Raw genomic sequence first — 24,010 nt, forward strand, 5'->3', positions numbered from 1 at the left:
TCGCTCAATCCCATATCGGAGCGGTTGTTTATCTAACCTCTCCACCACTCGATTCTGTGTTCTTGGTAGGAGAGGAGGTATTCACTAGTAAAATTCGGCTTTCCCCAGCCCAGGAGAACTCAAAATCCACATCTCTCAACTTTTGCGGAGAGCCACGAATGCAGGCGTATGGGTTTTGGTAGCTACGACGAGTCTGAGCAAAAAGACCAGAGCGTAGATACAGACGAGGACAAGGGAGTCAATGTCCACGAAAACGACCACGATGGTGACGTCCACTTCGAGACGAAAGCCTCCACGGACGACCTCGTCAACCAGCTAAAAGACATCAAAAACGACTAACACGTCCCCATCTCGTCCCTATTTCGACTGCCTGACCTCACGAGTTCTGTCCCCGAGTCCTGAACTGACCGTCTACAGCCGACTTAGCCCTGATACGATTCCAGATTATCAATCACGCCCCGGAATCGTACAAGACGGCACAGTTTCGAGAGAAAATCCGAACCAGAACGGGTGAGCAGGAGGCTCCCACACCCGCAGAGCTTTTATGAGCGTTCCCAGGTCAAGATAGTCAGAGCCTGGTCAGAGATGTCCGAAGATCCCGACCCGTACTGTGACCGGGAGAATTCCGCCCGCCCACCCGTCGACGAACTCTACCGGAAGGTGTTCGAGCACAGCAACGACGCCGTGATGGTCGTCGACTTCGACACCGAACGGTTCGTCGACGTCAACCCCGCCGCCTGCGAGCTACTGGGGTACACGCGCGAGGAGTTGCTCGACCTGGACCCGGAAGACATCCATCCCGAGGACTTCGAGGAGGTCAGAGACGAGTTCCTCAGGGACGTCCTCAGGGACGGCTCCGGGTGGACGGACGATCTGGCCTGCGTCACGAAGGCCGGCGAGACGGTCCCGACCGAAATCTCGGGAGCGTCTCTGGACGTCAGTAGTGGTGGTGGGGGCGAATCGACGTGGATGGTGGCGATGCTCAGAGACGTCTCCGAGCGCGTCGCATACGAGCGCGAGCTCGAGGCGGAGGTCGAGCGCCTCGACCAGTTCGCGAGCGTGCTCTCACACGACCTCCGGAACCCCCTGAACGTCGTCTCCGGACGCGTGGACCTCGCCGAAGAGACCGGCGACCCGGAGCACTTCGAGGCGATCCGGAACGCGGCCGAGCGCATGAACGCCCTCGTAGATGATGTGCTCGTCGTCGCCCGCCAGGGCGAGACGGTAGAAACGATCGAGGCGGTCGACCTGGCGTCGCAGTCCCGGGAAGCCTGGCGGCTAGCCAACGCACCTACGGCTTCGCTATCCGTCGAAACCGGCCAGGCCATCGCGGCAGACCCGTCCCGCGTGAAACAGTTACTCGCGAACCTCTTCCGAAACGCCGTCGAACACGGCGGTGAAGACGTGACGGTCACCGTCGGTGACATGCCGGACGGCTTCTTCGTCGCCGACGACGGGACTGGGCTGCCGTCCGAGGGACGGGATGCCCTCTTCGACCGCGGTGTCACCGAGGACGACACGGGGACCGGCCTCGGCCTCGCAATCGTCGCCAGCATCGCCGACGACCACGGGTGGGACGTCGTGGCGACCGACAGCGCGGATGGCGGTGCGCGCTTCGAGGTTAGTGGCGTCGGTGGTCGCGCCAACGGCGAGTGACGCTGAGCGTGACAGCCGGCTCGTGGTCGCAGCGAGGGAGAACGGACGGCCCGGCGGGTTCCTGGGTGACGGGGTCCGAGGCGGGTATTTATTCCCGGTGAGTCCGTTCTCCCGCACGAATGGAGGCTTCGAGAAGCGATGGCTAACCCCCGCGGCGACGACGGCACCGACGACCCGTCCGCACAGATTCCCGAAGAGGTGGAGTACGACCCGGCGTCGAGCCGCTACGACATCTACGAGTGCCGCGACTGCGACAACGTGGTGCTCACCATCGGCAGCGACGACCCGCCGATGTCCTGTCACGACACGCCGATGGAGCGCGTGACCGACGTCTCGATGCGGGTCGAGCCGCCGGACGTCAAGCAGGTGTTGCTGGAGGCGTTCGGCCTGCCGAAGGCGGGCCTCGACATCTGCCTGTGCGTCATCGGCGAGGGGCCGCTGTCGGCCACCGAGGTCGCCGACCAGCTCGGCTACGAGCGCAGCACGGTGACCCGGTACCTGAACACGCTCGTCGACCTGGGCCTCCTCAAGCAGTCCGAGCTCAACCGCGAGGGCGGCGGCGTCGTCAACGTCTATCATTCGGTAGACCTCGACCGGATGCGCCGGGAGACGCTCGTCGGGTTCTACGTGTGGGCCGGCGAGGCCGCGGAGCTCATCGAGGACGCGAACCTCACCAAGCGGGACTACCTCGCCGAGAACCCCGACAGCGACCTCCCCGACGTCTTCTGGGAGGACTCCGCCGAAGACTGACACGGTAGCACAGCAGGCTGTCCGCGGGGGCTGTGGTGTAGGAATCGCGTGTGTGCAACCGGCTTACACTTACGCTGAGAGGTTTTGCCTGTCGGCCCCGTCCGGGACGACATGACATCAGACTTCGACGTGCTCGTGGTCGGCGGCGGGACCGGGAACAACGTCGCCGCCGCGGCCGCGGACGCCGGCCTCGACACCGCACTCGTGGAGCCGGGGCCGCTCGGTGGGACGTGCCTCAACCGGGGCTGCAACCCCTCGAAGATGCTCATCCAGGCTGCGGACGCCATCAGCGACGTCCGGGCAGCGGGGAAGTTTCACGTGGACGCGTCCGTGCACGGCGTCGACCACGCGGCCGTCGTCGACGAGATGGACGACCTTCTCGGCGGCATCGCAGACGGGATGGAGGAGCGCTACCGAGAGAAACCGAACCTCACGCTGTTCGACGAGTACACCCGGTTCGTCGACGAGCGCACCGTGGAGCTCGGTGGTGACGAGGTAAGTGCCGAGAAGGTTGTGGTCGCCGCCGGCAGTCGTCCGATGGTTCCGCCCATCGACGGTCTCGACGACATCGACTACATGACCAGTAAGGACGCGCTTTACCGCCGAGACGTTCCGGAGAGCATGGTTGTCCTCGGCGGCGGCTACATCGCCGTCGAACTCGGGTACGCCTTCGACGCGTTCGGCACCGACGTGACCGTCCTGGAGATGGAGGACTCGCTGCTGCCCCGCGAGGACGACGCCGTGGGCGAAGCGTTCACTGATATTGCAGCCGACCGGCACGATGTCTACACGGGCCACCGGGTGACGGCCGTCGAGGAGGCCGCTGAGGGTTACGCCGTCCACGCGGAAACCGCGGACGGCGACACCCGAACTGTCGAGGGCGACGAAGTGCTGGTGGCGCTCGGCCGCCGGCCGAACAGCGACACCCTGAACCTCGAGGCGGCCGGCGTCGACGTCGACGACCGGGGGTTCGTCGAGACCGACGACTACCTGGAGACGTCCGCCCGGGGCGTCTGGGCGCAGGGCGACATCGCCGACAACGGCATGTTCAAACACTCGGGCGACTACGAGACTCGGCACACCGTCGCGAACGTCGTCCACGGTGAACGACGCGCGCTGGACCTCTCGGCGATGCCCCACACGGTGTTCACCGACCCGCAGGTCGCGGGTGTCGGCGCGACGGAGGCCGACCTCGCGGCCGCGGACGCGCCGTACGTCGTCGGGCGCGCCGACCACGCCGACTCGGCGATGGGGCGCGCGAAGAAACTCGACGCCGGCTTCGTGAAGGTGCTCGCCGACCCCGGGAGCGGCGAGATCCTCGGCGCCCACGCACTCGGTCGCGACGCGTCTGCCCTGCTCCACGAGGCCGTCGTCGCGATGCGGCACGGCCTCACCGTCGACGACGTCGCCGACACGATTCACTCCCACCCGACGCTGAGCAAAGTCGTCGAGTCGGCGTTCGAGGACGCCGCGAACTGATTCGGCGTGGCTGGGACAAACGGGCGACCGGACCCGTCAGGGCCGCGGCGAACGTCGGCTCCGTCCAGCGATGACTGAGCTGCGAGCCCCACCGGCGTCCGGAATCCGGTCGGCCATCGGGACGGCGAGGAACGTTGCGGCCGCGTTCCGCGACCTCCTCGACCAGGAGTTCTCGTACTCGGCGGGCTACCTCGCGGCCATCCTGAACGGCTGCCTGTTCGCGCCGTCCGTGCTCACGTTCTGGTTCGTGAACGGCGTCGTGGACTTCTCGACGGCGATCGCCATCGGCGCCGCGGGGACGGCGGCCGGCCTCCAGGTCCGGCTGGCGGCCTACGTGTTGCTCGTGCCGACGTTCCTCCTGACGCGGGTCGTCGCCCACCTGCTCCACCCGGGACACCGCGCCGAAGTCCTCGCGGGGTCGTGTCCGAGCAGCCGGCTGTTGAGCCTCGACTGGTTCAGCGTCGGCATCCTCGCCACGGGGCTGCCACTGGCGATGCAGGACTTCGGCCCGTGGGCTGGCATGAACGCCGTGTTCCTGCTCGGCGTGTTCGTCCTGCCGCGCGCACTACCCACCGTCCACCGCGGGCGCGTCAGGCTCGCCGCCCTCGTCGGCGGCAGCACACTGTTCCTGTACGCGAACTACGGCGGCGCTGTCGCAGTGCTCCCGGCCCCCGCGTCCGTCGTCGGGCCCGTCGCCACCGTCGAGTTGAGCGACGCCGCGACCAGCCAGTTCGTCACTGCCGTCAACAGCGTTGTCGCTGGTCCCGTGCTGGTGGCCGGCTTCGGCACGGTGATGAATCGTGTCGTCACCCGGCCCGAGCTCGCCGACATCCCGGTCGTGGGGCACGCGATGCCGCGGCGCGACCCCGACCTGGTCGTGGTCGCGAGCGCGGCGCTCGGCACCGCGTTCTACCTCGGCGTGCGCGCCGCGGCCACGGGCGAGTTCGTCGTGCTGCCGTGGTGACGGCGGCGGGACGGCTGCCGGCTGGTGGCGTTTTATTCGACTGGCCCGCGGACGCCCCGTATGGAGCGAGTCACCATCGCGGACGTCGAGAACAGCGTGCAGCCGGCGGCGGTGATGCGCCAGCTCACCGACGCGCTGGGCGCGACCGACGTCGCGGTCAACTACTACGAGCTGGAGCCCGGCGACAGCTTCGCGTTCGCCTATCACAACCACGAGATCCAAGAGGAGCTGTTCTACGTGCAGTCGGGCACCGCGACGTTCGACACCGAGGACGGCCCGGTAACTGTCGACGCGGGAGAGATCGTGCGGTTCGGTCCGGGGGAGTTCCAGCGCGGCTGGAACCGGGGCAGCGAGCGCGTCCGGGCGTTGACGCTGGGCGCGCCGCTCGAATACGGCGAGCAGCGGAAGCTCCGGCACTGTGCCGAGTGCGATGCGGAGACGGAGTCCGAGTTGGAGGAGGCGGGTGACGGGGCGGCGGTCGCGGCGCGCTGTCAGGAGTGCGGCGCCGAGACCGGCCGCTGGTACGAGGGGTCGATGCCCGGCGAGGTCCCGTAGGGACGCGCTGGCGCCGCAGTGGCGGACAGTCGACTCCGGTCGTCAGTCCGCGCGTGGAGCCGTTCCGGACGTCAGGCCGAGCCGTCGGCGGCCGCTTCGAGGCGGTCGACGACATCGCCGGTGGTCGCGGTCTCGTGGGCGATGAACTCGTAGTTGGTGAGCGCGGCCTCGAGGGCGTCCTCGCCGGCGGCCGCTGTGGCGTCCGTGACCGTCAGCACCTCGAAGCCGTTCTCGACGGCGTCCCGGAGGTGGGACTCCACGCAGAGGTTCGCGCTCATGCCCGCGAGGACGATCGTGTCGATCCCGCGCTGGCGGAGCTGGATCTGCGCGTCGTTGCTCCAGAACCCCGAGAGCTGCTTGTGGGGGGAGAGGACGAATGTGTTGTCGTCGGGTTCGAGCTCAGGGACGAAGTCCGCGCCGTCACCGGCCACGTCGAACATCCGGGTGTCGAACATGATCTCGTCGATGGTGTTGAGGTGCTGCCACTCGTCGTACTCGGCGTCCTCGTACTCGTGGGGCGAGTAGACGACGGGGACGTCGCCCGCGCGAGCGGCGTCTCGGAGCCGCCGCAGCTTCTCGACGACGGCGTTCTCCTCGACCGTCTCGCCGACCTTCTCCCAGACGACGCTCTCCGGCTTGAGGAAGTCGATCTGTGGGTCCGTGATCAGTACTGCCGTGCGTTCGGTGTCGATTTCGACGCCTGTCATAGTTACTTACAGTAACTCAGTAGTGTTTGGTAACATAAAAGGCCGCGCGAACCAGCCGGTAACCACGTAACGGAACCGTAGCGGAGACGTGCCTCGCCAACGGACGCGGCCCGCTACCCCGACCGAACAGCCGGGACCGCGGCGGCCCGGTCGAATCGACGAGCCCACGCTGGGACAGTAAGGTTCAGGGGGCGATGGGCGCGTCCTCGGAGTGATGCACCTCGAGTACGTCACTGCGGCCGACGCCGACGAGGAGACGGCCGAACTGCTCGCGGCGGACGCCGACCAGTACGGCGAGCCGTCGCTGTTCGCGCGGGCCGTCGCCACCAACTCCGACGTCCTCGCGGCCCGCCAGCGGTACCACGACGCCGTCGTCGACGCGGCGGGCGTGGACCGACGGCTCGCGGAACTCGTCTACCTGGCCGTCTCGGTCGCGAACGACTGCGAGTACTGCGTCGCCAGCCATCGCGAGGCGCTCGTCGAACAGGTGGGCGTCCCGGACGCCGACGTCGACGCTGTCGCGCGCGGCGACACCGACGCCTTCGACGACCGGGAGCGCGCGGCCATCGGGTTCGCCGAACAGGTGGCCGCCGACCCGTCCGCCGTCTCGGCTGGCGACGTGGACGCGCTCCGCGACGCGGGGTTCGACGACCCGGCCATCGTCGGCCTCCTCGCCGTCGCCGCCACTGCGGTGTCCGCGAACACCGTCGCAGACGCGCTGAACATCCGTCCCGGCGACCGGCCGAACGCCCCAGAACAGTGACCGCCCCGTCCCCCGCAGTTACCTGCCGTTCACTCCGTAACCCGGCCGTTGTCTCAGCTTTTTGTCCGAGCGACGCGTCTGTGGGCGTGGCGTCTGCTCCCCGAGGGCGCCAGTCTGCGGCCTGACCCGGGGACCCCTTCCCCCAGTTCTCGTTGGCTGCCGGGCGGCCGGCCCGTAGTCCCGGTGTCCGGCCGCCCCGCCGCCGCGTCCTCGCGGCTCCCGAGCTCGACCGATTCGACTCCCCGGGAGCGCGCCAGTAACGGCCCAACCCGCGGGTTCCCGAACGGCTATCCTCGCAGGCCGAGTACGCGCCAATATGCACGTCGAGTCGGTGCTGCCCCGGGACGCGATTCCGAGCGTCGACGCCCCCGAGTTCGGCCCGAGTTACTTCGGCGACCCCGGCGACCAGGTCGTCGTGGTCGACGCCGACCCGCCGCGCGCGTACCCGATTCGGCTGTTGAGCTACCACGAGGTCGTCAACGACGTCCTCGACGCTGACGGCGACCGAACGCCGATCGCCGTGACGTGGTGTCCGATCTGCTGGAGCGCCGTCGTCTACGACCGCACAGTCGCCCGCCAGACGCTGGAGTTCGGGGTCTCCGGGAAGCTCGCCGACGACGCGCTCGTCCTGTACGACCGCCAGACCGACAGCGAGTGGAAGCAGACGACGGGCGAGGCGTTCGCGGGCGACCTCGAGGGCGCGAAACTCGACGTGCTGCCCGCGTCGCTCGTCCCCTACGAAGCGTTCCGGGACGCCAACCCGAACGGCGTCGTCCTCCAGCCGACCCATGGCCGCGATGGAACCCAGTCGCCGCGAACGCACTACGACATGGAACCCTACGAGCGGTACGCGGAGAGCGAACCGTTCGGGCTGTACGGCATGCGCGGCGAGGGCCGCCAGCGGTCCTGGAACCGGGCGGACCTCGACCCGAAAGACGTCGTTCTGGGTGTCGAAGCCGACGGCGAGGCAGTCGGGTACCCCGCCCGGCGCGTCGAGGCGGCCGGCGGCGTCGTCGCGGACACCGTCGGTGGCCTGGCGGTCGTCGTGATAGCCGCTGACGGCGGCATCTCCGCCTTCGAAGACCCGGGATTCGCGTTCGAGCGCCGCGACGACGACCTGGCCGCAGACGGCGCGACGTGGGACCCAGCGACCGGACGAGCGAGCGACGGTCGTCGCCTCGACCCCGTTCCCTCTCGCCGTCTGTTCGCGTTCGCCTGGCAGGACGCTCACGGGGAGGACGCGTTCTACGCCTGAACCGAGAGCACCTCGGAGTTCTCAGCGAGCAGCTACGTCCCGCCGCCGTGTTGCAACGGGAATGCACGGCGGAACTACCCTTTTCTCGCTGCCCCGTGATTAGGACGACATGACAGACGACCTGTCCGTCGAGGAGTACGAGATAGTCGTCGTCGGCGGCGGCCCCGCCGGCCAGACCGCGGCGCTGTACAGCACGCGACTCGGCCACCGGACCGCGCTCGTCGACCGCGGCGGCGGCCGGGCGGCGATGATGCAGGAGGTCCACAACGTCCTGGGCGTCCGAGAGGAGACCAGCGGGAACGAGTACCTCGGCGTCGGGAAAGAGCAACTCGAGGAGTACGGCTGTGACATCGTCCGGGACGTGCTGTCGTCGTGTTCGCGGACCGACGACGGCCGATTCGAGCTGTCCGGCGGCGACACGGCCTACCGGGCGGAGTACGTCGTGCTGGCGACCGGCATGAACGACGTGCGCCCGGAGCCCCCGCTGCCCCGGACGGGACGGGGCCTCCACTACTGCCTGCACTGTGACGCCCACATGTTCGTCGACGAGTCCGTCTACGTGATGGGGCACGCTGAGAGCACCGCCCACGTCGCCGGCATCATGCTGAACTTCACCGACGAGGTGGACGTGCTCACCCGCGGCGAGGATCCGGAGTGGAGCGACGAGACCGCGGCGATGCTCGACGGCCACCCCATCGACGTGATCCACGAGGACGTCACCGGCGTGCAGAACGGCGAGGACGGCTGGCTGAAGGCCCTCGAGTTCGAAGACGGCACCGTCCGCGAGTACAAGGGCGGGTTCGCGATGTACGGCGCCGAGTACAACAACGGGCTGGCGCGCGAACTCGGCGTCGACATCAACGACGACGGCACCGTGGAGGTCGGCGACCACGGTCAAACCTCCGTCGACGGCGTGTACGCCGTCGGCGACCTGACGCCCGGCCACAACCAGGTCCCCATCGCGCTCGCGGACGGTGCGAAAGCCGGCATCGACGTCCACTTTTCGCTCCGGGACTTCCCACGGGAACCGGACGCCATCGAGGAGGCAGGGCCGGTCCGTTGCGAGGAGGTACCAGGGATTCCCGACGAACTCCTCGAACAGGCGGTCTCCTTCCACACCTACGACGACTGACGTAGCGAGCGACGGCGAACCCGGCGGCGTCGACTACCCGTCGTAGATGTCAGCGCGGATATCAGTCACAAAGTCTGCGAGGTCGCTCGCCGCGCTCACGTCGAGGACGACCACCGTTCCCGACTCGTCGTCCCGCGGCAGATTGAGAACAACACGATAGTCGAAGACCCGGACGGTCGCCCGCAGGCTGCCCTCGTACGCTTTCGCGGCCTCGCTCTCGCGGCGTCGCTTATCCGATCGGATGTCCGCCAGCACCTCGGCGTCCAGTTCTGACCCGTGGAGTTCCACGACGTCCTCGCGGCGGTAGAGGTCTCGGTGGTCGTCGCCAAGATAGACGACGACCGCCTGGAGCGCGTCGCCCGCGTGGTCCTGGAGGTGGTCGACGAGTCCGGAGAACTCCTCGTTCATAGTGACAGGGTACAGAGCCACGGGGCTTCGGTGTTCGGGTCGGTCGTGTGCGTGTCGACAGTGCGAAACGGTGGGGAGAGGTGGAACGGTGAGGACGGGGCGTGTGACGACAGTGAATCGCGGCACACACTGGCGGAACGCTCGGACACCCGCAGTGGGCGTCCACCTGTACGCACCACCGGGACCGATATAAGCCTCAGCCAACACTCGCGTAAGCCAGTGAGACAGCGGTAACCCGGACCACTGCGACGCCGAACCGGTCAGTCTGGTCCTCGCTCGTCAGCCGAGGGGTCGAGGTGAGCCGGTGAGGGAGCCGTGCGTGACGACGACGCCGTTTCGGCAGGGGTCTGAGAGCGGTGATTCGCTCCGTTTCGGGTTACCGAGCGGTTATGGAGCGCTTTTGGCCGTACACGTTGTACGGTACCACATGAACAGGGAATCGTCCCGACGGGCGTTCCTCGCGAGCGTAGGGGTGGGGACGGCGGCGCTCGCCGGCTGTCTCGGCGGGCGGAATGGCACTGGTGACGCCAGCGGCGCCTCGACCTCCAGCGAGGAGACGACGGCGGCAGGTGGCACCCAGACGGGACCACCGTCGCGCCCGGACGCGCTCCCGCTGCCGTGGCCGGCAGGCGACGTCGCGGGCCGGGCAGTCTCCGGCGGCCCGCCGAAGGACGGCATCCCCTCCATCGACGACCCGAGCTTCGAATCCGCCGATGACGCCGACGACCACCTCGACCCCGGCGACCCGGTGTTCGGGCTCGCGGTCGACGGCGACGTCCGCGCGTATCCCCAATCGATTCTGGTCGCCCACGAGATCTGCAACGACGTCGTCGCCGGCCGGCCGGTGAGCGTGACGTACTGCCCGCTGACCGGCACCGCGATGGGGTTCGAGCGCGGCGAAACCACCTTCGGCGTCTCCGGCCGCCTCGTGAACAACAACCTCGTCATGTACGACCGGGCGACCGAGACTTGGTGGCCCCAGGTGCTCGCGACCGGCGTCCCCGGGCCGTGGAACTCCCCGGAGGAGACGCGGTCGCTCCGGGAGTTCCGGCTCGTGTGGACGACCTGGGGGCGCTGGCGTGACCAGCACCCCGACACCGAGGTGCTCTCCCGGGACACGGGGTTCGCGAAGAACTACGACCGCGACCCCTACGGCTCGTACAACCCCCGGCGGGGCTACTACGAACCCGAGTCCGCGCCGATGTTCAGCTCGCCGGCCGACGACGACCGCCTCGCGACGAAGACCGTCGTGCTCGGCGCCCGAACGCCGGAGGGCGCGGTCGCCTTCGAGAAACACCGCCTCCGTAACGAACACCTCGTCACGGGCGACCTCGCGGGAACCCCGGTACTGGCTGTCTACGACGACGCCCTCGACACCGGCTACGTCTACCGGAACCCCGAGGACCGCGCGTTCGAATTCCGTGACGACGGCACCGTCGAGAGTGCGGACGGCGAGACGCACGACCCCACGTCGCTCCCGCTCGACCGAGTGCTCGCGTTCGACGCGATGTGGTTCGCGTGGAACGGCTTCTACCCCGACACCAGCCTCTATGCCTGAGTTGCGCCAGTCACCCACCCCAGCCGGCCCGAGCGTCCTCGCCCGAACGCGCGCCGCGCTCGGCGTCGTCGCCAGACGCCGGGACGCCCGCCTCGTCTTCGTCGCCGCAACCGTCGGCTATCTCCTCGTCTACCTCGCCACGGTCGGCGACCTCACGTTCGCGTCGGGCGGCCGCGGCCCCCTCTCCATCCGGGTCGCCGACGACCTCTCGCGAGCGTTCGCCAGCCTCGGTTTCTTCCGGTACGGCGCGGTCGCCGTCGTGTCCGCCGGCCCACTCACGTACCTGTTCTCGCCGCTGAACGCCGCGCTCGCGGTCGGCCTCTCCGTGCTGGTCGGCGCGAACCTCGCGCTCACCTACCTCGGACTCGTCCAGCCCCGAGCCTGCGGACTGGAGAGCTCGACTGGCGTCCTCGCCGGCGTCCCCGCACTGCTCTCCGGCGCGGCCTGCTGCGGACCGACGATACTGCTCGTCGTCGGCGTCCAGGCAAGCGCCACCGTCATCACGGGGTTCCAGTACCTCGTCCCCCTCGCCGTCGCGATGCTCGTCGCCTCGCTGCTGTTGATCGGCCGGCGCGTCGACCCCGCGCTCCTCTGACCGTCTACAGTCGCATCCGGCAGCCGTCACATCCCGGACTCGCGGCGCGTCATGATGACGCCGCTGGCCAGCATCAACGCCGCAATCGCCACCATCCCGGCGTCGGCGCCCATCGCTGACGCCGCGTCCATCCCGCTCTGCATGCCGTCGTTCATCGACCCGCCGTCCATCATCCCGCCGTCGTTCATCCCGCCACCGGCCATTCCGTCTCCGAACGTGCTCGCCAGCCACGCCTGGTTCACCAGCATCAGGACCGAATAGGCGATCATCAACGGGCCGCTCGCCCGCCCGAGCGCCGACGTCGCCGGCGTCACCAGGACGACGCCGTGGACGAGGACGACTGCGCCGAGCGCCGCCATGAACCACGCACTTCCCGACATCCCGGCCCCCGTCGTCGCCTGAAACAACGAGTACACCCCCGAAACGACGCCGATGCTCGCGCCGTACAGCCGGGCCGTCGAGACGCCCTCTGCAGCACTCATCTGGTCGTTCATTTCATGAAGCTAGGAATCGTGGCCACTTCAAATCGAGCCAGTGCACAGAGCAATTCTCGAACCGCTGCGAGATGCACTACAGATGTGGGAAGGCAGTGACTGGTTGTATCGTGTCCCGCTCTCCGCCCGGTCGGGGAAGCGCGTCGAGGACTGCACGAATCCAGGATGACTGACCGTACAGCCCGAGACCTATCAGTCACCCAGATTGAGCCGTCGACCTCGTATGAGCGAACTCGCTAAAGACGCCCCGCCCCAGAAGAAGGCCACTCCTAGCGGTGCTCGCGCTCGTCTTCCCGTGCCAGTGGCAATAATCCGGTGTGTCGTGAGTGTCGGTTCGCTACGGGAGACGCGAGTAGCGATTCAGCGCTCGCGCCTTAGTGAGAACCTGCATACATTTTTCGCTCGCCTCGTTCCGGAGGAGGGAGCGGGCGCTGCGACAATGCGGGGGTACCGCACAATCGCGATTTATAACAAACACCGGATACGTCGTGGTCTTAGTCAGCCCGGTGGGGACCGGCCCCACCGAAGCACACCACTCTCATGTCACAAGAGACAGCACGGAACGACAACGGTGAGCGCGAAGAATCGAAACTACCGAGCGTACTCGAAGGAGTCCTGTCCCGCCGCGAGGTCCTGCGACGAGGCGCCATCGCGTCGACGGTTGCAGGAGTGGGGCTCTCAGCGGCCGGCGGCAACGCCGCGGCCACCAGTTCGCGTGGTAGTTCCGACGAACACGAAGGTGGGCAAGACGGAGAAGGCGGCTACAGCGGCGAACTGACGCTAGCGAGCCCCGACCTCGCCGGGTTCGACAAGACGCTGATGTACATCGCGGAAGGTGTCACCACGGGCGACTGGGACCGGATCGAACGCGGGGACTTCTTCCAGACGGAGATCATGGGCCGCAGCGAAGAGGAGGCCCAGGAACTCGACAGAGAAGCCGCTGCGTTCTTCGAGGAGACGTTCGGCCTCCCGTTCGAGGGCGAGGACCTCGGCGACGGAAACGTCGAAACCATCGACGACGACGTCGGCGGTGGCGCGCAGTTCTTCCGGTTCATGCAGGACCTCGACACCGAGTACCGGGCCTACATGATATCGGGAGAGGGAGTCTCCGAAGAGGGAGCGCTCGTGCGCGACGGCGGCCACTTCGTGTCGATACAGGAGGAGATGACCCTCCACGGCGAGTGGGGCGGCGAAGAAGGGAAGTCGGTCCCGGCCGGTTCGTTCCTGGTCTTCGGCGACTACAACATCGACCCGGAGAACATCCGCGGCCGGAGCGACCCGATCGAGATTCACTACGAATCCGGGAGTCCGATCATCCCCGGAATGGACCCGTTCACGTTCAGTTGCGTCATCACCCACCCCGAATGGGGCGAGGGGAAGGCTAACGGAACGGTCATTCCAGGCGAAGAGGTCGAGGGCGGCACGACGAACCACATCCGGAACGTCCTCACGTTCCCCGCCGTCCTGAACTAGCCCGCGCTCCGAACGATTCCACTTTTTTGACCGGGCCCGGGAACTTTGACTCTCCACGCCGATGTAGCTACTGTCATGCCCGAGGACGGCGGTGACGGGGTAACCGTGTACGCCTGTCCCCACTGTGAGGGCGTCGCGCTCGACGACCGACACCGAGAGTGCTGTGGCGAGCCTATGGAACCGGTGACCGTCGACGCCGCCAAAGAGCCCGACCTGGCGACGCTCGTGACCCAGGTGTTTGGCGTCTCGGAGACAGGGGTAGACATCTGCGTGCTCCTCATGGAACGCGACGAGGTGACCATCGAAGACATCGCTGCTGCGCTCGACGTCAACCGCACCACTGCCTCTCGGCAACTCACCCAGCTTCGGTCGCTCGGCGTCATCGAGCGCCGCGAGGAGTCACTGGACGACGGCGGGCAGCGCTACGTCTACACTGCACGCCATCGAAGAGGTGCGACGGCGGCACCGCGACGCACTCCTCGGCTGGGTTGCCGACGCGATGGCACTCCTCGACGAGTTGGACGAGCAGAAGCTCGCAGCCGTCGCCGAGCAGGAGCCGGGAAAGTAGTGCCACAGGCGGGCGACGAGTGTGAGTGCTGGGAGACTCGGCAATACGGGGAGTTCGTCGCCAGGGAGCTGCGTAATTGCGTACTGGCCGTATTCGGTGCGGTGACGAATGCGGCGACCGTTTGTCGACCGGAATTAGAGACACCGTCAGTACGGCTTTGCGGGTCCGGCTCGTATGGTCGGGTATGACTCGCACGGCAGTCATCGCTGGTGTCGGTCCCGGACTCGGTGAATCGCTCGCCCGGAAATTAGCAACGGAAGGCTGCCGGGTCGCACTCTTCGCCCGGTCGCGGGACTACATCGCGGACCTGGCCGACGACCTCCCGGACCCCGGCGAAGGGCTCGCGGTCCAGACCGACCTCACCGACGTCGAGCAGATCCGGGACGGCTTCGAGGCGGTTCGCGAAGAATTCGGCCCGGTCGACGTCCTGGTGAACCACGCCAGCGCCGCCGCCTGGAATGGACTCATGGATGCCAGCGTCGAGGAGTTCGAGCGGGCGTGGGCGGTCAACGGCCGCGGCGCGTTCGTCTGCTCGCAGGAAGCCGTCGGCGACATGCTCGAGACGGGCGGCGGCACAGTCGTGTTCACCGGCGCGACCTCCGCGGTGCGGAGTCTCGGTGGGACAATCGGGTTCACGGCCGCGAAGTTCGCCGCCCGCGGCATGGCGATGGACATCGCACAGGAGTTCGGCCCCGAGGGCGTCCACGTCGCACACGTCGTCATCGACGGCCAGATCGACTCGCCCCGGGTCCGCGAGCAATCCCCCGACCGCGACGGAGAGACGTTCCTCGACCCGGACGAGATGGCCGAGACCTACTGGCATCTCGTCGAACAGGACGACGTCAGCACCCAGCCCTTCGAGGTCCACATCACGAACGGTCCGCAGAACTCCGAGTTCATTTAGGGCCGGCGGGTCATCGGTTCCGTCGCGCAGAACGCGGTGTCTCGAGTGGACGGAATCTGAGCGAACCAGCGAGGCTAACGGACCGTGAGTGCGAACAGCGTGAGGTTGTGGACGGCAGGGACGAGGCCTGCGGCAGCCGCGACGACGAGGAACGTGACGGTGTCACGACCGGCGCGGTCGGGGTCAGTATCGAGGACCGTCAGGACGAACGAGGCGACCATCACTTTCACTAACAGGAAGAGAACGACGCCGGACGGGCCGATGCCGTCGCCGAGCTGGATGATGGTCGCGGAGACCGGGTTGCGTTCGGTCGCCCCGAGACGCTCGAGGCCGACTCCAGTCGTCGTCGCATCGAGGACGTGTGCGAAGAGGACGCCAGTTCCGAGCCAGCCGTGCGTAGACCAGCGTGTGTCTGGCACCGTCTGCAGGACGAGTCCGGTGACGGCAACCGCCAAGACGACCGCGACGACGTTCCACGCGAGGACGTGCATCTGGATGGCTTCTGCCGCGAGCAATGTCCCGCTCGCGGCACCGATAGCTACGAGGACGCCGCTGTGGACCGTCCATCTCGAGGTGTCGTCGACGCCGGCGGTATCGAGTACGAGCCACAGGCCCGTGACGAGCGACCCCACCGCGAGGTAGACCGTCGGACTCTTGAGGAACCCAGCAGACAGGCTCGACGACGGTGCCGTGCGGCCGACGGCGACCGCGACGCCGACGATGCCGAACCACGGGAGCGTGGCTGCAATCTCGTCCGCGGCCACCACGACGCGTCGACGATGAAGGATCCACGCCAGGAGGGCGCCCACGACGGCAGTGAGTGCGAACGCGATGCTGAACGCACTCATGCCGGCAGCTCCGGTCGAGCCGTTTCGGGGTCGTTTCGCACTGGACAGGCGTCCGGAGCCACGTCAGGCGTACGTGTTCTCGAGGTGGGCGACGATATCGTCGCTCTCCGCCAGTCCATCGATCCCGTGTTCGGGATCGACGAGTACTGGCACACCGGACTGCCCGCTCACCGATTTCACCTCGAACCGGAGGAAGCGGAACGGGAGCACGTTGTGCGCCTTGTAGTCGAGGTCGAGCGCGTCGAGCTTGCGCTCGACTTTTGCACAGTACGGGCAGCCGGGGAGTCGATAGAGTTCCAGCATCGAAGCTGGCACCCAGTAGGTCCGGTCGGGGTAAAACCCCACCGCGGGTCGGCAACGCGGTTGCACGGCCGCCGTCACTATCCGCGTCTCCGAGCGAGGGCTGGACCCCCGGAGAATCCTGATTCGTGGCTCCTCACTCGACACAGCAGCTCATCGTCGAGGTGTCCCGCCGGAACGCCTGGCAGGCCTGCTTGAATGCCTCGCTGAACGTTGGGAACGGATGAACCGTGTCGATGATGTCGTCAATCGTGAGGCCGAACTTCACCGCCAGCGTCGCTTCCATAATCATGTCGGCGGCACGCGGCCCGACCATGTGGACGCCCACGATCTCGTCGGTCTCGTGGTGCTTGACGACTTGGACGAGGCCATCCGTGTTCTCGACTGCTTTCGCCCGCGGGACGTCCGCCATCTGGACGGTCCGACACGAACAGGTGCCGTACTCGTCCATGTACTCCAGTTCGGTCGTGCCAACGGCTGCGACCTCGGGACTGGTGAATACGACTGCGGGGACCGCATCGTAGTCGATGCTGAGGTCCTCGTCGCCGAAGGCGTTCTTGACGGCGTGGTTGCCCTCCTTGGCGGCGACCGTCTCCAGTTCGGGTGCGCCGATTACATCGCCGGCAGCGTACACGTCCGGGTTCGTCGTCTGAAAGTGGTCGTCGACCCGGACTGTTCCGTCGCCGTTCATCTCGACGCCGACCGACTCGAGGCCGATGCCCTCGCTGTTGGGCTGGACGCCGGTCGCGACGAACAGCGCATCGCCCGTGACTGTCCGCGTGGTGCCGTCGACGACCGTCTCGACCGCGACGCCCGACTGCATCGTTTCAGTTCCTCCGTCGCCTGCTGGCGTGCGGACTCGTTGGAACTCGTTGCCAGTCACCACCTCGATGCCTTCCGCCTCGAACACGCGTTGTATCTCTCGCCCTAGCTGGCCTTCCATCCCCGACAGCACTCGGTCAGAGCGCTGGAGAATCGTCACGTCGACGCCAACCCGGTGGAGGATCTGTCCCCACTCGAGCGCGATGTACCCGCCACCAAGCATCACGATGCTCTCGGGGAGGTCGCGCTCCTCGAGGATGGTCTCGCTCGTGTAGTACTCGATGTCGTCGAGCCCGTCGATGGGTGGCGCCCACGGCGAACTCCCAGTCGCGACGAGCACTTTCTCGCCGGTTATTCGTGCGCCCTCGTCGGCGCCGTCGACGACCCTGATGGTTGTGTCGTCGACCAGCTGGCCGTAGCCTTCGTAGATGTCGGTCTCGAAATGCTCAGCGACATCGACGTAGTTCGACTGCCGGAACTCCTCCACGAGCTCGTCGGTTCCGTCGAGGGCGGCCGCCCAGTCGACCGCCGGTTCGCCGTCGCTGTACTGGACGGCGTCGAACGGGTTCTCCGCTGGTGTCACGGCGTTTTCGCCGACCGCCAGCAGGTGTTTGCTCGGCACGCAACCGACGTTCACGCAGGTGCCACCCAGCGGCAGCCCTGTGTTCACCATCGCCGTGGAGAACCCTCGGTTGCTAGCTTCAGTGATTGCAGCAAATGCCGCCGCACCGCCACCGAGAACGACGAGGTCGTAGGAGTGCGCTGAAACCATCTCGTCGTTACTCTAGAGCGCGAAGTAATTATACTGTAGAGTCCGAAGCTATGGAGTAGGTTGGAGGCTCCGAAGCTATGGCAGATACAACCCCATCCGCGCCCAGCTGTGACGTCGACGGGACGTGTTACTGTCCACTGACTGGCGTCATCGACACGCTGAGTCGGAAGTACGCGATGCAACTGATCAGCGTCATCGGCGCCCACGACTCGCTCCGGTTCGCCGAAATCGAAGCCCACGTCCCGACCGCCAGCTCGTCGACGATCTCGAAACGCCTCGACGAGTTCGTCGAGGCGGGGCTCGTGACGCGAACGCAGTACGACGAAATCCCGCCCCGAGTCGAGTACGCGGTGACCGACGACGGCGAGGAAGTCCGGAGACGTCTGGAGCCACTGCTCGAGTGGGCAACAGAGAACAGTTGAGTGATTCTCGACAGGGATGTTGTGATTTGGAAGTCGAAGAGAAGTGCCGATCCAAAGCTTCTCGACGCGGGATTCTAGCGAACAGAATCCTTCGTGTCCGGGAGCGCGGCCGTCATCACTCGTCCCCGAACTCGCCGTTGGCCTCGACAGCGTTCGTCTCGCCAGCGTAAACGGGCTCGAAGTCGTCGAAGACGCCCTCGCGTTGGTGGACTACCTCGATTAAGACTCATTCCGGCGGCAAATGGTGTGAACAGCGCGATCACAGCATTGTCGCGTTTTCGACGGGGAGACACCACAATCGGCGATAGATTACCTCACGGTCGCCCGTCGGTCATCAGCGAAGGCACGACAGCACCGACCCGCAACCACAGCATGATTGGACTCTCTACCCCTAATATTCTACCACACAAAATAGAAAATTGTCTCTAAATGCCCTCAAAGCCATGAATTATCCAACTATGGGCCCTGGCGGCGCCAATCCAGAAACTCCCATCCCGCAAGCAAGCGATTCTAGAGTGGTTCAGTCTCTGTACTGCGTGGTCTGAATTTCGTTGTCTGTCGCCTTCACCATATAGACCCATGACGACCGACCTCGAACCCCTCGACCCAGCGACCGGACGCGAGATGTATCTCGACGAGCGCAGCCACGAACTCGCCGACGCAACGATTCAATCGCATCGCTACCGACTCAAGCAGTTCGTCCAGTGGTGCGACCAGGAAGGCATCGAGAACCTCAACGACCTCTCCGGACGAGACGTCCACAGGTTCCGGGTGAAGCGACGGAACGAGGACGATTTGGCGACGGCCACGATGAAAGGCCAACTGGCTACGCTCAGGATGTTCCTGCGATTCTGTGCGACCATCGACGCCGTGGAGCCAGGACTCGACGAGAAGATCATCTTGCCAACGACTACGGCGGAGGACGCTCGCGAAGAGATGCTTAGTGCGGAGAGAGTCGAGAAGGTACTCGAACACCTCGAGAAGTATCGGTACGCTCGATTGGAGCACACTCTGTTCGAGGTGCTCTGGCACACAGGCCTCCGAGTCGGGGCAGCCGTCGGGACCGATGTGGAAGACTACAATGCCGACGAACAGTTTCTCGAACTCGTCCATCGGCCGGAGCAAGGGACATCGCTAAAGAACGGGAAAGCAAGCGAGCGGTTCGTCGCTCTGAACGACAGAGTCTGTAGTGTGCTGGACGATTGGCTGGAAGTCAATCATCCAGGCACCGTCGACGACTACGGACGTGAGCCGCTGTTTGCCACACAGAGATCTCGCCTCAGCAAGAATCGGGCTCGGACTATCGCGTACCAGTATACGCGGCCCTGCATCTATGATGAACAGTGCCCCCACGACCGCGAAATCGAGGACTGTGAGGCTCAGCCGACAGCATACGCACACGCCTGTCCTTCGTCGCTGAGTCCCCATCCGATTCGGAGAGGTGCCATTACCTACTCACTTCAATCCGGTATACCAGAAAAAGTCGTGAGTGATCGCATGGATGTCGGTCCTAGCGTACTGGACAGACACTATGACCAGCGAAGCAAAAAAGAGAAACTAGACCAACGTCGACAGTATCTCCCCGGAAACGGCATCTCTAGTAGCTCGAATCAGAGAGACAAATAGTGTCATGGCTTTCCCTCAGACTTCTCGGAGTGGCCAAACCGCCCACATAAATGTGTTAACCCAACCTGGCGTTCACGACGATAACTTCGTCCACAGACCTGAATTCGGTCAAATGAGGCTGTTGCTCGCCCGCTAATTGCGTCTGGGTGGCTATCCGGGACAAAACTGATTTGGCATCCCAGTTAATTTACTGGATGCATGAGTCTCTGGAGATCGAAACGGCGATACGATACTGGTCGCCGTTTCAGCGAGCAAGCTGATGATGCGCTCTACGCGCTCGCCCTTCTCCAGAGCGACGGCACCGTAACGAAGACTCGAACGAGTGAACTTCGGGAAGATCTGGAGGAAGGAGAAGCTGTGTTCAGGGCGTTGCGTGACGCTCTTCAGCATCCAGAGAAAGCAGACAGCTACACCTACGCCTTGGCTCGGCAACTACGAGAGCATTACGGCGAGATCGATAAATACGCAATTGAGCGTCTCAACCGACACTTGGAACTCTTGGACAAGGCCGGAGCCGACCTAACATATTATTCCGGCCTTGAAGACGTCATTGAGGCGTTAGAACTCATAGAGGAGTTAGCTGAACAGACGACGGAACAAGACGCGGAACAGTTGCGAGATTACGTTGCCACGTCGGATTATTGATCACCGGGAGCGTGATCTCACGGCCCGGTTCGATCATCTTCAGGACGAAATAACTCGCTTCTCTGATCTCTCGGTCAGTGATTCGTTCGATTCGCGCTTCACGAAGATAGACGAAATCTTCGACGATATCGATCGCCGACGTTCTGACGTCGAAGCGAATCCGGATGTAGATCCCCTCTATCAGCGGTACCTCTCGAAAGTGTTGTCCGCCGAAGCCAACATCGCGGAACTTGAATTAGTTCTCACACACTTGGAACTGTATTCCAATCACCGCGACCACTCTCGAGATCGTATTTGTCATGTCCGGAATATTTGTGACGAACTTACGGATTCCTTTGGACTGACGGCGACGTGCCTCCCAGTAATTCGGGAGAATTATTCGCTCCTCCCTCTCCTCGATAACGAGTACTACGTCATCTACATTCCGAGGGGGCAGGACATTATTCCCACAACGCCGATTCTCGCCCACGAGGTCGCACACGCGATTCTTGACCAACGGTCAGCCCGCTCTGACCAACAATCGGCACGCTCTGACGACTTCACCGAGCGCTTCGGCGAGCTTCGACGCCAGATGAGTACTGCCCGTGCAGAGCGGGATTTCTACGAGAACTGGGATTACTGGTACGATGAGCTCTTCTGTGACGTCGCAGGGTTCTTCGCCTTTGGCCCTAGCTACGTTTGCGCGCAACTCCACCACCTCCTCACGCGTCGACCCTACAATATCATTCGGAACGTCAGAGTCGAAGACGAATACCTCCATCCTCCTGAGGCACTCAGGGCAGAGGTCGTTACGACACTCGCGGATGAGTATCTCCCTGACGAACTCCTTGAGTCACTGGAACACGTCCGCGATGAATACACCGAACATTTAGAGAGAACCATCAACTCAAAGCCGTCATTCTATGATCAATGGGTCGATGACCAGTTGGTGGACGCTGTCGTTTCTGACGCCGAATCCGTGAACGACGACCTAGATAACCTCTGCCAGCACTTACTCAATGGGACTGATTATGACGAAGCACCGGACTTCGAGTATCGCCTCAAAGCCAATCAATACTGGCTCGATGAGTATTAACTCGGGAGGAACCGAAGCTGAGGGCAGTTTTCGAATAGAGTGTGCATTCGACTCGGGTAGCGAATAGTAATCGGGTCACTGATTTTGGAACCGGGCGACCACCAGACCAAGAAGGACAGATCGAACACGTCTTTCCCGACGTCAACGATATCAAAGTCACCCGTCCCTGCTTTCCTCCGGATTTGGAACGTTCGCGGGGTTCCTTGGTACGTGTATTCGCCGCCCGACGGAGACAGTAGAATCGTAGACTCGTCGATACGAGCGTACGCCCCCGTCCGGCAGGCTCTATCCCCATCCTCAGAATAGAGCCGATACGACGTACTATCCCGGAGTTCAACTGCACTCCAGCTGAAGTCCGAATCGATATATCCGTCTTCCTTCAGGCCCTCAATTGCGGACTCGATACCCGCGAGTTCTTCGTTGCCGTACGTACCGTTTCTATGGATTACGAGCGAGTTGATGGGACTATCACTCTGCTCAGTTGCGGCGACTATCCCATCGCCGATCAACTTCTCGGCGAGATCGTGATCTGTCACCTGATCGTTTCCGCGGCCGTGTGGGCGATCAGTCCAATCGATTACATCACCCGTCTCGCCGGAGATTGTGACGGAGCACGCGGTCGTCTGCTGGTCCCCGGTTACGCTCAACCCGATTGCGACGTCAGCGTTGAGGCCCTCCTCTAAGAGGAAGGGGCGGATCCCCAACTTCGACGCGAGATCCGTTGCGGTGTTTCGGAGCGAATAACTCTGGTCACGATTGCGCTCCTTTTGATAGTTCTCGTGTCGGAGATGCTGGACGGGTTTGCCGTTAACAGCGTTGATAACGTCATAGTAGGGTCCGTCATCTGTCATGTACGCGAAGGCACCGGTAACCTTGTCAGCGAAGTCGTTTCTCCATTCGTCAAATTCGCCTCTGCTTTCGAAGCTCGCGCCACCTGGATGTGCCTTCAGCTTGACGCCGGTATACGTTTCGAGGTAGTCACTAATTGTCTCGAAGGCCTCGAAGGCTGTCTCCCGAGTGGAGTCTGTATGGAGTACTGCCACCCACGGTTCGTCCATCGGTTTCCGCTTCGGGCCGAACTCCTTGAGATAGTCGAGAACGCGGTATTCCCAGTTGGACCGTGTGATTTCCCCGGAACTGGTTAAATCGGAAGCCCCAATCTCGAGTACGACATCTTCTCCGAAACCAAGAGTGGGGAAATCGAAGGTGTCTATATTGTTACTGATGGGGGCATCTCCTACGTCCGCGTCGTGGTTACCGAGCTGAATGTAGTGGATCGGCCGCTTCCACTCTTTGACTTCTCGCCACCGCTCGTCAGCATCGAGTGTCGAGGCCTGTGTGGTTGCCTCTTCTTGATTCGGAATTAAACGAAGCAAGGAGGGCGCGGCGTCGTACGTGCGGCCGTCAGGACTGTACTTGACTTTGGCGATTAGCTCGCTTGGATCAATTTTCCCGGCGTATTCGCTTCCGTACTCCTCTTCGACGAAGGAGAGTACCGATGTCGGTTCACCGTCGATAGTCATCGTCTCGTCAGAGACGGTCGCATCGGAAATCGTATGCAAACGAACAGGCTGTGGCTCGGGGCGATCAAAGAAGAAGTACCGTTTCCCACCACCAAATCGATTGATTATCTCTGACTCGCCTTGGTCAGCAAGTCGATCGGCGAGGGTTCGTTCGTCGAGGAATTTTCGAGTTGGATCCGCACTGAGCATGAATCCCGATCCTTCACGATAGTCAATATTCGTGCGAACCCCACGGTACATCTCATATGTTGCATCATCTCCCCTGACTGTTCGATGTGGTTCATCGTCGTAGAAGTTCGCGTACTCGTTGTACTCCCAGTAGTTTAGTACGGAGGTCAGGAATGATCCGAACGATTCCCTGAGGGCTTGAGCAAGCGCCTTTCGATGGCGTGGATTCTCTGCATCGAGAGTTACGTCTCCTTCTAGCTGTAGCTTGATTCCATCGACGTCTAATTCCTCGGGTTCGTGGTCGTGACCGAAGACTGCAAGATGCCAGTCGCCATCCGTTCCTCGGAGGCGATGGGCGTTTCCCCAGGTTCGACTAGCGAGAACGTTCTCGTAGTGATCGAGTTCCGAGTACGGGTCGTCGGGGAGTTCCGCAGAGATACTGTAGACTTTCGCGGGGACCTCCGGGACAGTGACGGGAAACGAGCTGAGGAACTGGCTCATTCTCTGTGACTAATAGAACAAGAACCAATTAGAAGTTTCGGGGGACT

At 64.1% G+C, this 24,010-nt stretch carries 25 protein-coding genes and 1 pseudogene; 18 read left to right on the forward strand and 8 right to left on the reverse strand.

Annotated elements, in window-relative coordinates; translation table 11 throughout:
- The first annotated feature begins 168 nt into the window (after nt 1–168).
- The 6 genes from LT971_RS09675 to LT971_RS09700 all read left to right on the forward strand — a co-directional run bounded on the left by LT971_RS09675 (nt 169) and on the right by LT971_RS09700 (nt 5,404).
- Nucleotides 169–339, forward strand: a complete 171-nt coding sequence (locus tag LT971_RS09675) for a DUF5786 family protein (protein WP_237006724.1) — start codon at nt 169–171, stop codon at nt 337–339.
- A 246-nt stretch (nt 340–585) separates the two neighbouring features.
- Nucleotides 586–1,656 carry a two-component system sensor histidine kinase NtrB gene (locus LT971_RS09680; RefSeq protein ID WP_237006725.1) on the forward strand — a complete coding sequence of 357 codons (1,071 nt, stop codon included), beginning with the start codon at nt 586–588 and terminating at the stop codon, nt 1,654–1,656.
- Between the two features lie 138 nt (nt 1,657–1,794).
- Nucleotides 1,795–2,406, forward strand: a complete 612-nt coding sequence (locus LT971_RS09685) for a helix-turn-helix domain-containing protein (RefSeq protein WP_237006726.1) — start codon at nt 1,795–1,797, stop codon at nt 2,404–2,406.
- Between the two features lie 111 nt (nt 2,407–2,517).
- Complete coding sequence (locus LT971_RS09690; RefSeq protein ID WP_237006727.1) at nt 2,518–3,885, forward strand: dihydrolipoyl dehydrogenase family protein; 1,368 nt, start codon at nt 2,518–2,520, stop codon at nt 3,883–3,885.
- Between the two features lie 70 nt (nt 3,886–3,955).
- Nucleotides 3,956–4,849, forward strand: a complete 894-nt coding sequence (locus LT971_RS09695; RefSeq protein WP_237006728.1) for a hypothetical protein — start codon at nt 3,956–3,958, stop codon at nt 4,847–4,849.
- A 60-nt stretch (nt 4,850–4,909) separates the two neighbouring features.
- Nucleotides 4,910–5,404, forward strand: coding sequence for a cupin domain-containing protein (locus tag LT971_RS09700; RefSeq protein WP_237006729.1), 495 nt, complete (start codon nt 4,910–4,912; stop codon nt 5,402–5,404).
- Between the two features lie 71 nt (nt 5,405–5,475).
- On the opposite strand, the gene LT971_RS09705 is transcribed toward LT971_RS09700, so the two are convergent.
- Nucleotides 5,476–6,111 (reverse strand): cysteine hydrolase family protein, encoded by a 636-nt coding sequence (locus LT971_RS09705; protein WP_237006730.1) that lies wholly within the window; start codon nt 6,109–6,111, stop codon nt 5,476–5,478.
- Nucleotides 6,112–6,325: 214 nt separating this feature from the next.
- Here LT971_RS09705 and LT971_RS09710 point away from each other — a divergent pair, with 214 nt between their 5' ends.
- From LT971_RS09710 to LT971_RS09720, 3 genes are all read left to right on the forward strand, one after another.
- The gene (locus tag LT971_RS09710; protein WP_237006731.1) at nt 6,326–6,874 is read left to right on the forward strand and encodes a carboxymuconolactone decarboxylase family protein; all 549 of its coding nucleotides are present in this window, start codon (nt 6,326–6,328) and stop codon (nt 6,872–6,874) included.
- A gap of 316 nt (nt 6,875–7,190) precedes the next feature.
- A complete protein-coding gene (locus LT971_RS09715; protein WP_237006732.1) occupies nt 7,191–8,129 on the forward strand; it encodes a DUF3179 domain-containing (seleno)protein in 939 nt (312 codons plus the stop codon).
- 109 nt (nt 8,130–8,238) lie between these two features.
- Complete coding sequence (locus tag LT971_RS09720; protein ID WP_237006733.1) at nt 8,239–9,261, forward strand: NAD(P)/FAD-dependent oxidoreductase; 1,023 nt, start codon at nt 8,239–8,241, stop codon at nt 9,259–9,261.
- A 33-nt stretch (nt 9,262–9,294) separates the two neighbouring features.
- Here the strand turns inward: LT971_RS09720 and LT971_RS09725 are convergent, their stop codons facing one another.
- A complete protein-coding gene (locus tag LT971_RS09725; protein ID WP_237006734.1) occupies nt 9,295–9,669 on the reverse strand; it encodes a DUF7522 family protein in 375 nt (124 codons plus the stop codon).
- Between the two features lie 427 nt (nt 9,670–10,096).
- Between LT971_RS09725 and LT971_RS09730 the strand changes: the two genes are divergently transcribed.
- Together LT971_RS09730 and LT971_RS09735 are read left to right on the forward strand one after the other, a co-directional pair.
- Nucleotides 10,097–11,227 (forward strand): DUF3179 domain-containing protein, encoded by a 1,131-nt coding sequence (locus LT971_RS09730; RefSeq protein WP_237006735.1) that lies wholly within the window; start codon nt 10,097–10,099, stop codon nt 11,225–11,227.
- Nucleotides 11,220–11,822, forward strand: coding sequence for a hypothetical protein (locus LT971_RS09735; protein WP_237006736.1), 603 nt, complete (start codon nt 11,220–11,222; stop codon nt 11,820–11,822). The genes LT971_RS09730 and LT971_RS09735 overlap by 8 nt, the downstream gene beginning before the upstream one ends.
- A 26-nt stretch (nt 11,823–11,848) precedes the next feature.
- Here LT971_RS09735 and LT971_RS09740 read toward each other — a convergent pair whose 3' ends face one another.
- Nucleotides 11,849–12,316, reverse strand: coding sequence for a hypothetical protein (locus LT971_RS09740; RefSeq protein ID WP_237006737.1), 468 nt, complete (start codon nt 12,314–12,316; stop codon nt 11,849–11,851).
- Between the two features lie 540 nt (nt 12,317–12,856).
- On the opposite strand from LT971_RS09740, the gene LT971_RS09745 reads away from it, so the two are divergent.
- From LT971_RS09745 to LT971_RS09755, 3 genes are all read left to right on the forward strand, one after another.
- Nucleotides 12,857–13,789, forward strand: a complete 933-nt coding sequence (locus tag LT971_RS09745; RefSeq protein ID WP_237006738.1) for a hypothetical protein — start codon at nt 12,857–12,859, stop codon at nt 13,787–13,789.
- Nucleotides 13,790–13,864: 75 nt separating this feature from the next.
- Nucleotides 13,865–14,545 carry a helix-turn-helix domain-containing protein gene (locus LT971_RS09750; RefSeq protein ID WP_237006739.1) on the forward strand — a complete coding sequence of 227 codons (681 nt, stop codon included), beginning with the start codon at nt 13,865–13,867 and terminating at the stop codon, nt 14,543–14,545.
- Nucleotides 14,542–15,261, forward strand: a complete 720-nt coding sequence (locus LT971_RS09755; RefSeq protein WP_237006740.1) for an SDR family NAD(P)-dependent oxidoreductase — start codon at nt 14,542–14,544, stop codon at nt 15,259–15,261. The genes LT971_RS09750 and LT971_RS09755 overlap by 4 nt, the downstream gene beginning before the upstream one ends.
- A 74-nt stretch (nt 15,262–15,335) precedes the next feature.
- Here the strand turns inward: LT971_RS09755 and LT971_RS09760 are convergent, their stop codons facing one another.
- The 3 genes from LT971_RS09760 to merA all read right to left on the reverse strand — a co-directional run bounded on the left by LT971_RS09760 (nt 15,336) and on the right by merA (nt 18,003).
- Nucleotides 15,336–16,109, reverse strand: coding sequence for a DUF63 family protein (locus LT971_RS09760; RefSeq protein WP_237006741.1), 774 nt, complete (start codon nt 16,107–16,109; stop codon nt 15,336–15,338).
- Between the two features lie 63 nt (nt 16,110–16,172).
- Nucleotides 16,173–16,412 (reverse strand): glutathione S-transferase N-terminal domain-containing protein, encoded by a 240-nt coding sequence (locus LT971_RS09765; RefSeq protein ID WP_237006742.1) that lies wholly within the window; start codon nt 16,410–16,412, stop codon nt 16,173–16,175.
- Nucleotides 16,413–16,545: 133 nt separating this feature from the next.
- A complete protein-coding gene (merA, locus tag LT971_RS09770; RefSeq protein WP_237006743.1) occupies nt 16,546–18,003 on the reverse strand; it encodes a mercury(II) reductase in 1,458 nt (485 codons plus the stop codon).
- Between the two features lie 77 nt (nt 18,004–18,080).
- Here merA and LT971_RS09775 point away from each other — a divergent pair, with 77 nt between their 5' ends.
- Nucleotides 18,081–18,425, forward strand: coding sequence for a winged helix-turn-helix transcriptional regulator (locus tag LT971_RS09775; protein ID WP_237006744.1), 345 nt, complete (start codon nt 18,081–18,083; stop codon nt 18,423–18,425).
- Nucleotides 18,426–18,540: 115 nt separating this feature from the next.
- On the opposite strand, the pseudogene LT971_RS16560 reads toward LT971_RS09775, so the two are convergent.
- Nucleotides 18,541–18,645, reverse strand: a pseudogene (locus LT971_RS16560) (AbrB/MazE/SpoVT family DNA-binding domain-containing protein); the annotation flags it as partial.
- 359 nt (nt 18,646–19,004) lie between these two features.
- Here LT971_RS16560 and LT971_RS09780 point away from each other — a divergent pair.
- The 3 genes from LT971_RS09780 (at nt 19,005) to LT971_RS09790 (ending at nt 21,771) form a co-directional block, all read left to right on the forward strand.
- Complete coding sequence (locus tag LT971_RS09780) at nt 19,005–20,051, forward strand: tyrosine-type recombinase/integrase (RefSeq protein ID WP_237006745.1); 1,047 nt, start codon at nt 19,005–19,007, stop codon at nt 20,049–20,051.
- 198 nt (nt 20,052–20,249) lie between these two features.
- Nucleotides 20,250–20,696: a hypothetical protein gene (locus tag LT971_RS09785; RefSeq protein WP_237006746.1), complete on the forward strand. Its 447-nt coding sequence runs from the start codon at nt 20,250–20,252 to the stop codon at nt 20,694–20,696.
- Nucleotides 20,677–21,771 (forward strand): hypothetical protein, encoded by a 1,095-nt coding sequence (locus LT971_RS09790; RefSeq protein ID WP_237006747.1) that lies wholly within the window; start codon nt 20,677–20,679, stop codon nt 21,769–21,771. Before LT971_RS09785 ends, LT971_RS09790 begins: the two co-directional genes overlap by 20 nt.
- On the opposite strand, the gene LT971_RS09795 is transcribed toward LT971_RS09790, so the two are convergent.
- Nucleotides 21,768–23,963: an argonaute/piwi family protein gene (locus LT971_RS09795; RefSeq protein WP_237006748.1), complete on the reverse strand. Its 2,196-nt coding sequence runs from the start codon at nt 23,961–23,963 to the stop codon at nt 21,768–21,770. The genes LT971_RS09790 and LT971_RS09795 overlap by 4 nt on opposite strands.
- Between the last annotated feature and the right edge of the window lie 47 nt (nt 23,964–24,010).

The organism is Halobacterium rubrum, assembly GCF_021729015.1.
Lineage (GTDB): Archaea > Halobacteriota > Halobacteria > Halobacteriales > Halobacteriaceae > Halobacterium > Halobacterium rubrum.

Bases quoted from the DNA above. Each gene is read 5' to 3' on its own strand.
- LT971_RS09695 (WP_237006728.1), top strand. From the start codon at position 3,956: ATGACTGAGCTGCGAGCCCCACCGGCGTCCGGAATCCGGTCGGCCATC.
- LT971_RS09760 (WP_237006741.1), bottom strand. From the start codon at position 16,109: ATGAGTGCGTTCAGCATCGCGTTCGCACTCACTGCCGTCGTGGGCGCC.
- LT971_RS09735 (WP_237006736.1), top strand. From the start codon at position 11,220: ATGCCTGAGTTGCGCCAGTCACCCACCCCAGCCGGCCCGAGCGTCCTC.
- LT971_RS09775 (WP_237006744.1), top strand. From the start codon at position 18,081: ATGGCAGATACAACCCCATCCGCGCCCAGCTGTGACGTCGACGGGACG.
- LT971_RS09795 (WP_237006748.1), bottom strand. From the start codon at position 23,963: ATGAGCCAGTTCCTCAGCTCGTTTCCCGTCACTGTCCCGGAGGTCCCC.
- LT971_RS09675 (WP_237006724.1), top strand. From the start codon at position 169: ATGGGTTTTGGTAGCTACGACGAGTCTGAGCAAAAAGACCAGAGCGTA.
- LT971_RS09780 (WP_237006745.1), top strand. From the start codon at position 19,005: ATGACGACCGACCTCGAACCCCTCGACCCAGCGACCGGACGCGAGATG.
- LT971_RS09700 (WP_237006729.1), top strand. From the start codon at position 4,910: ATGGAGCGAGTCACCATCGCGGACGTCGAGAACAGCGTGCAGCCGGCG.
- LT971_RS09725 (WP_237006734.1), bottom strand. From the start codon at position 9,669: ATGAACGAGGAGTTCTCCGGACTCGTCGACCACCTCCAGGACCACGCG.
- LT971_RS09710 (WP_237006731.1), top strand. From the start codon at position 6,326: ATGCACCTCGAGTACGTCACTGCGGCCGACGCCGACGAGGAGACGGCC.
- LT971_RS09785 (WP_237006746.1), top strand. From the start codon at position 20,250: ATGAGTCTCTGGAGATCGAAACGGCGATACGATACTGGTCGCCGTTTC.
- LT971_RS09745 (WP_237006738.1), top strand. From the start codon at position 12,857: ATGTCACAAGAGACAGCACGGAACGACAACGGTGAGCGCGAAGAATCG.
- merA (WP_237006743.1), bottom strand. From the start codon at position 18,003: ATGGTTTCAGCGCACTCCTACGACCTCGTCGTTCTCGGTGGCGGTGCG.
- LT971_RS09690 (WP_237006727.1), top strand. From the start codon at position 2,518: ATGACATCAGACTTCGACGTGCTCGTGGTCGGCGGCGGGACCGGGAAC.
- LT971_RS09715 (WP_237006732.1), top strand. From the start codon at position 7,191: ATGCACGTCGAGTCGGTGCTGCCCCGGGACGCGATTCCGAGCGTCGAC.
- LT971_RS09730 (WP_237006735.1), top strand. From the start codon at position 10,097: ATGAACAGGGAATCGTCCCGACGGGCGTTCCTCGCGAGCGTAGGGGTG.
- LT971_RS09765 (WP_237006742.1), bottom strand. From the start codon at position 16,412: ATGCTGGAACTCTATCGACTCCCCGGCTGCCCGTACTGTGCAAAAGTC.
- LT971_RS09680 (WP_237006725.1), top strand. From the start codon at position 586: ATGTCCGAAGATCCCGACCCGTACTGTGACCGGGAGAATTCCGCCCGC.
- LT971_RS09720 (WP_237006733.1), top strand. From the start codon at position 8,239: ATGACAGACGACCTGTCCGTCGAGGAGTACGAGATAGTCGTCGTCGGC.
- LT971_RS09685 (WP_237006726.1), top strand. From the start codon at position 1,795: ATGGCTAACCCCCGCGGCGACGACGGCACCGACGACCCGTCCGCACAG.
- LT971_RS09750 (WP_237006739.1), top strand. From the start codon at position 13,865: ATGCCCGAGGACGGCGGTGACGGGGTAACCGTGTACGCCTGTCCCCAC.
- LT971_RS09740 (WP_237006737.1), bottom strand. From the start codon at position 12,316: ATGAACGACCAGATGAGTGCTGCAGAGGGCGTCTCGACGGCCCGGCTG.
- LT971_RS09755 (WP_237006740.1), top strand. From the start codon at position 14,542: ATGACTCGCACGGCAGTCATCGCTGGTGTCGGTCCCGGACTCGGTGAA.
- LT971_RS09705 (WP_237006730.1), bottom strand. From the start codon at position 6,111: ATGACAGGCGTCGAAATCGACACCGAACGCACGGCAGTACTGATCACG.